At 46.5% G+C, this 5,731-nt stretch carries 1 protein-coding gene; it reads right to left on the minus strand.

Translation table 11 applies throughout. From position 1 onward, the window contains the following. Positions 1–5,731 (minus strand): hemagglutinin repeat-containing protein (locus E4T80_RS12275; RefSeq protein ID WP_194188940.1); only part of this gene is annotated, 5,731 nt, incomplete at both ends.

Genomic DNA, 5,731 nt, shown 5'->3' on the forward strand with positions numbered 1-5,731 from the left:
TCTAAAACCAACGCGCCCTCTTCACTAAAGGTTTCCAGCTTATTCACATTGATAACGCTGTTTTGATAAGTGTTACTGCTGCTGTTCGATTTACCCCGACCGACATTCACCCCCGCTTCTAACCCGATGCCGTAACTGTTTCCGTTGAACCCGACAAACACGCCCACATTCCCGCCGGCGCTTTTCTCTTTCGTTTGATTATCGTGGCTGTCTTTCACCCCTTTAATCTCTATCCCTTTTGGTGCGGAAAGATGCAATTTGTCCGCATCCATATCCCCTTCAAAATACACCTTATCCTCTGTCGCAACCAGCTCCACCGTCCCCGAACTGATGGTGTTCTTGTGGTGTCGTACCTGTTTTGTATCGCTATGGAAACTTTGGCTTTGACCGCCTATCCCCAGCGACACTTTCACCGCCGGATTAGCCGCCGCTTCACCATTACGCTCTAACTTATCGCCCATACTCCCCAATGTCTTTGCCACTTTACCGGCATTTTGAGCCGCTTTGATGGCTTCTTGGGCCGCTTTCAACTTAAATAAGCCTGCCAGCTTCGGATTCTTCGCCCGTTTGGCTTGTTGCATCGCTTCATAGCCCGACTGCACCGCATCGGTCACCGGGCTTGAAAAGGAAAGTGTCAGCCCCGACTCTTCTATCGCATAACCTTCCGATGACACCAAGACATCTTTGCCCGATGTAATGGAGAGCTTAGTGCCCTCTACCCGAACTTTTTTCTTAGGGTCGGTTATAAAATCAACATTGTGAACATTAACTTCGCCTTTGGAGATAAAGCGGATATCCCCTTTCTCAGCACCCATCATTCCCCGTGCATCGCTTTCGCTGTGCACTTCTTCCTGCCCGTATTGCTCCTCTGTGCGTTTACCAAAGGTTATCCCGAGTTTCCCTTTACCGGTTAACACGCCTTTACGGGTGGTCGTCTCCCGGTTCTCTCTAAAATGCTCATTCACCGCCGAGGTAATATTGATGCCCTTACCGCCATAAAATACCGCATCGGCTTCTTTCGAAACGGTAATCACACTTTGACCGGATAGGTAATTGCCGGCAGAAACAAGGATACTTCCGCCCTCCAATTCCACCCCGTGGTGTACCTTATGCCGGCTTTTATCCCAACTGGTATGGGTTTTACTTGAGAAGCCGCTGCCGCTGGTTGAATAATGGGATTCTTCCAATGTGGATTTGGTTTTTGCCGTGCCAAGCACTAAATCATTTTCGGCTAATAACTCTAAGGCTGATTTTGCACTAAACTCACCGCCATACACTGCCGCATCTTTACCTTTCACCGTCACATTGCCGTTACCCCGTACAATATTCACGGCTTCCGTTTCCAATGTTTCTTTACGGACGTGATTGCCACTGCCTAACTGCTCTTTAAAACCGACCTCTAAATTATCAAAAATTAATTTTTCTCTTGCCCGGACTAGCGTATCTCCCCGACCTTGATTGATAAACCGTGCCCCTGTTGACGTGATATTGTGGGCGACTACCGATAAAATACCGTCACTGTCTTTAACGAGGAAAGTAGCGGCGCGTCCTATATTGGTTTCTTCTCTCGAATAACCGTCAAGCCGTACTTTACTGGTATGGGAGGTACTTTTGTGGGTCAGGTTGCCTGTAATATCCAGCAAAATCGCTTTATCCGCTTCAATCATACCGCCGATATTATCCATATCCCCTTTGATGTTGCCTTTTAAGATATTACCGCTCAACTTGCCTCGGTTTTCAACATAATGGCTATCCAATGTCAGTGTGTCTGCCCCAAAGATTGTGCCGCCGCGATTATGCAGTTCACCCCCGCTGTGGGTGGTGTTTTGCCCGCCTAAAAAACTGCCGTTGCCGGTGACATCGCCTTTTTTCGAGACGGTATAGACTCTCGGGACTCGGACAGTTTGATATTCCCCGTTTGGCAATCTCACTTGTCGGTTTTCCAACCACACGATATCACTGGTAAGCAGCGCAACCTGCGCTTCGCTTAACCGGATCCCCGGGCGAAGGTTAAACTGTTTCGCAAAGGTGATCCCCGCATTCATCAACGCTTTATATTGTTGGTCAAAATCACGGAAATGGCCTAAAAACTGTCTGCCGGTTAAGCGGTTAATTTGCTCCCTAATCAGTTTATGTTCGTAAGCCGCATCGCCTAACCGTTTTTGGGCCAAATTCGGATCGGCGCTCAACGCATTAAACATATAATCACTGCTTAGCCAGTCTCTACGGCTGGCAAATTGCGGATCGGTTTCCACTAAGGCAGCCGTATTGACATCAGGATTAATTTTATAAAATGCCGAAACCGGTAAGTGTGTATTCGGATCAATTGTCCGAATCTCCGTACTGCCGGTTTTATCAACGGTGACCCGCAACATATTGCGCATTTCAGGGGCTGACAATGCCGATTGATGGCGGCCGGCCGGGCTGTCTTTAAGTTCGGTAGCCGTTTCCTTCATAGAGCCCTCAAAGGTCTGTAAACCTAATCCGACAGTGAGCGGGCTATGTTGCGGTGCGGATAATGCGGCCTCCTGCTTTTGGTTTTTGATACGCTTAACGTATTTGTTAAGCGGTGATTTTAAATCCGGTGAATAAGGTGGGTGATAACCGAGGGCTTGTGTATTTGCCCGGTCAGTTAAGCCGACCTGCCCTAAATCCATTTCAGTGTGTGTCTTCGGTAAAGAGAGCATTGCTTCATTCACCCGTTGGGTATTCAACAAATGACCGGTTGGGTTACGATGATCACTTTCTACTTGAGACGGAATCGTACTGACATCTTCCAAACGGGTTATGCCCATATAGAACGGGGTCTCCAGTTCCCGTTTATAAGGTCCCTGTGCTTCATTTCGACGCTGATGGTAACGTTTAAAGCCTCCTCGCCATTTTGAATAGCTGTATTTCTTGCTACCGGTTTCGGTAATACGGTGTAAACCTTCTTGATCATTGTTGATAACCTGATCTTTCAACGCCAAAGTATCGCCAGCAATCACAAAACTGCTGTTGTTGAAAAAGGCTTGGCTGTTAAAGGTCAGATCCTGACCGGCAAGGATTTGCCCCGGTTGGGAATCAATCACTTTACTTTCATCTTCCCGACGGTTGTTAATCGTCAATTCCCAGTAGCGACGGAAAAAGTCTCTATCTTCTTTTCGTGATAATTTGCTGTTATGCTGATGAATACCTTTCTTGAGATCGTCCAAAACCTGCTCATTATCATTCAACCATTTTTCATACGGTACAACAACATTCTCGTAATATTCCCGTCTCGCTTTGGCTTTTAAATATTGTGCATAGTCTCGTTGATATTGTTGCATCTGCGCATTAAACTCCGCCTCAGACGCACGCCCTCTTACCGGTTGTTGCGGCTCGGTCGGTTCAGACGGAATGACTAACACATCCACGGTATCGGACGGATCCGCTTTATCCTGTACCTGGGTAAACCAACTTTGGTCTAACATCGGGAATGTCGGCGGATCACTTGTCAGCGTATTTTTAATGTTTAAGTATGCCCAAATAGCGCTGTCTTTCTGATACATCCCGGCGGCAATCGGTGTACACGCGTCATTTCCATTACAGTCAAATTCGTAAGGATCGGCTAAGGCCATCTTATCGGTAATCACCGTATCTTTTTTAATTTCCACCATCGGTAAATGTTGAATACTTTTGTATTCCCATTGCCCCGCCCGACTAAAGCTCCCCCAATGCATATCACGGGTATCCAGCCACTCTCCCCGAGAGGTCAATCCCTTTTCATCGCCCAGATCATTCTTGATATAATCAAGCGGGGCACTCTCTTTGCCTTTAGCGATAATATAGGTTTCATTCACCTTGGTTTGGTCAACATAGGTGATCTCATCCGGTGCTTGGCCGCTAACCACGTGATGGGCTTTAAAGTGCGGGTTTTCATTAAAAATACGATCGGCATTAAGTCGCATATTCCCGAGCGACTCCAATGTACTCGCATTATTAAACAGCGTGTCGGCATTACCGTACGCTTTATTTTGGCTGTCTAATTGTCTGCCGAGATGCAGATAACCCTCACTATAAATCAGTGAACCCTGTGCATTCAGCCCTAAATACGGGCTGTTATTTTCGAGTTGTCTGACACCGATATCCAACCCGGCACGGGCGGCAATCACAGGGACAATCTTATTCTCTTCATCACCGTGATTTTGCAATAAGTCTGCTTGAAGTGAGATATAGTCCCCGTAAATTCGCCCGCCTGCAACATTAAGTAGCTGATTGGCTTTCACCACGGTATGTGATTGGCCATCCCCCGCAATACTGTTAATTAACCCGCGATTCGTTAAACTCTGTTGAGCGGTAATCTGTGTAGCCGCCCCACTGATTTCCCCCTCATTGGTGATATGTTGGGCATTAAGTGTTACCCGGTTGTCCGCATAAAGCTGATGTTGGTTAACGATATTACCCGTCGTATTCAGGGTCAGATTTAAACGGGCGTGGATATTATTCTGGCTGTTAAAATCCGATTGAAGCTGTAAATCGACATTATCCGCTTCAATATGACCGTCGCTACTGAGATAATGGCTGTTGACGGTAAATTGTTGGTTTGCCCCTAAATACCCGTTTTGGTTATTAATCACCAAATCACGACCAAGCAAATCCGCCCGACCAAAACTGGTAATACGACCTTGTTGGTTATTTAAGTCCTGTGCAAGATTAAGATAGGCAATCGTGTTGCTGTGGATTAGCCCTTGTTGGTTATTGACTTTATCGACATTGAACGTCAAACGCTTGCCGATAATCCCCTGCGATGTGTTTTGCCCGCCTGTTGCCGTGTCTTGGTTATTAACACGATAAGCCGAGAGGGTGAGTGCATCCATTGATTCAATGCGAGAACCGGTATTATCAATACGCTGATTATTCAACTCATTGCGTGCGGTAATGTTTAATTCTCGTCCGGCTTGAATCACCCCCTGTCTGTTATCTAATTGGGTCGTCTTAATCGTTAAACCGCCGATACTGGTCATATCGCCATTTCGGGTATTATCAATGTGTTGTGCCACGTCTAATTGGCTATGCGTCTGACTATATACCAGCCCATTTTGGTTATTTAACTCTCGGCTGTTCAAAGTCAAAGTATGATGAGAAATCACTTCCCCGTCCCGGTTATGTATTGCGTTCCGACCGGCATCGAGAACTAGGCCTGACTGATTGGCATAAAATTGACCGGCAGTATTATCAATTCCTCCCCCTCTGACCGTTAAAGCTCGCTCTGCACCGATATGGCCTTTAACGTTGTGAATACCGCCTAAGCTTGTGATAGAGAGGTTAGAGTGGGTGGAACGAATATCGCCCTGCGCATTGTCAAGGTGTTTGGCAGAGATTGTCATCTCTCCATTACTGTTGAGTTTGCCCGATTCACGATTAGTCAGCGTATCCGCAACGGTAACGGCTAATCGATCTGCTGCGGATAAGATACCCGCTTGGTTATCAAGAATGTGTGCACTAATCCGGCTATTATAAGCACTGATACGGCCTGCTTTATTCGTGATATTTTGCAGGACATGAAGCGTTTGAGCAGATAAACCGGATATAATACCTTTTACATTATTCAGTGAACCAATATTGAGTGTTTGATTTTGTTGGCTGATGAGATAACCTTGTTGATTATTCAAGCCAACGGTATTCAAGGTCAGTTGCCCTAAGGCAATAATCCCTTTAGGTTCGGACGAGTCCGTATCAACTCGTGTTTCCCGGTTATCCAAATGGCCTT

The organism is Muribacter muris (assembly GCF_004569585.1).
Lineage (GTDB): Bacteria > Pseudomonadota > Gammaproteobacteria > Enterobacterales > Pasteurellaceae > Muribacter > Muribacter muris.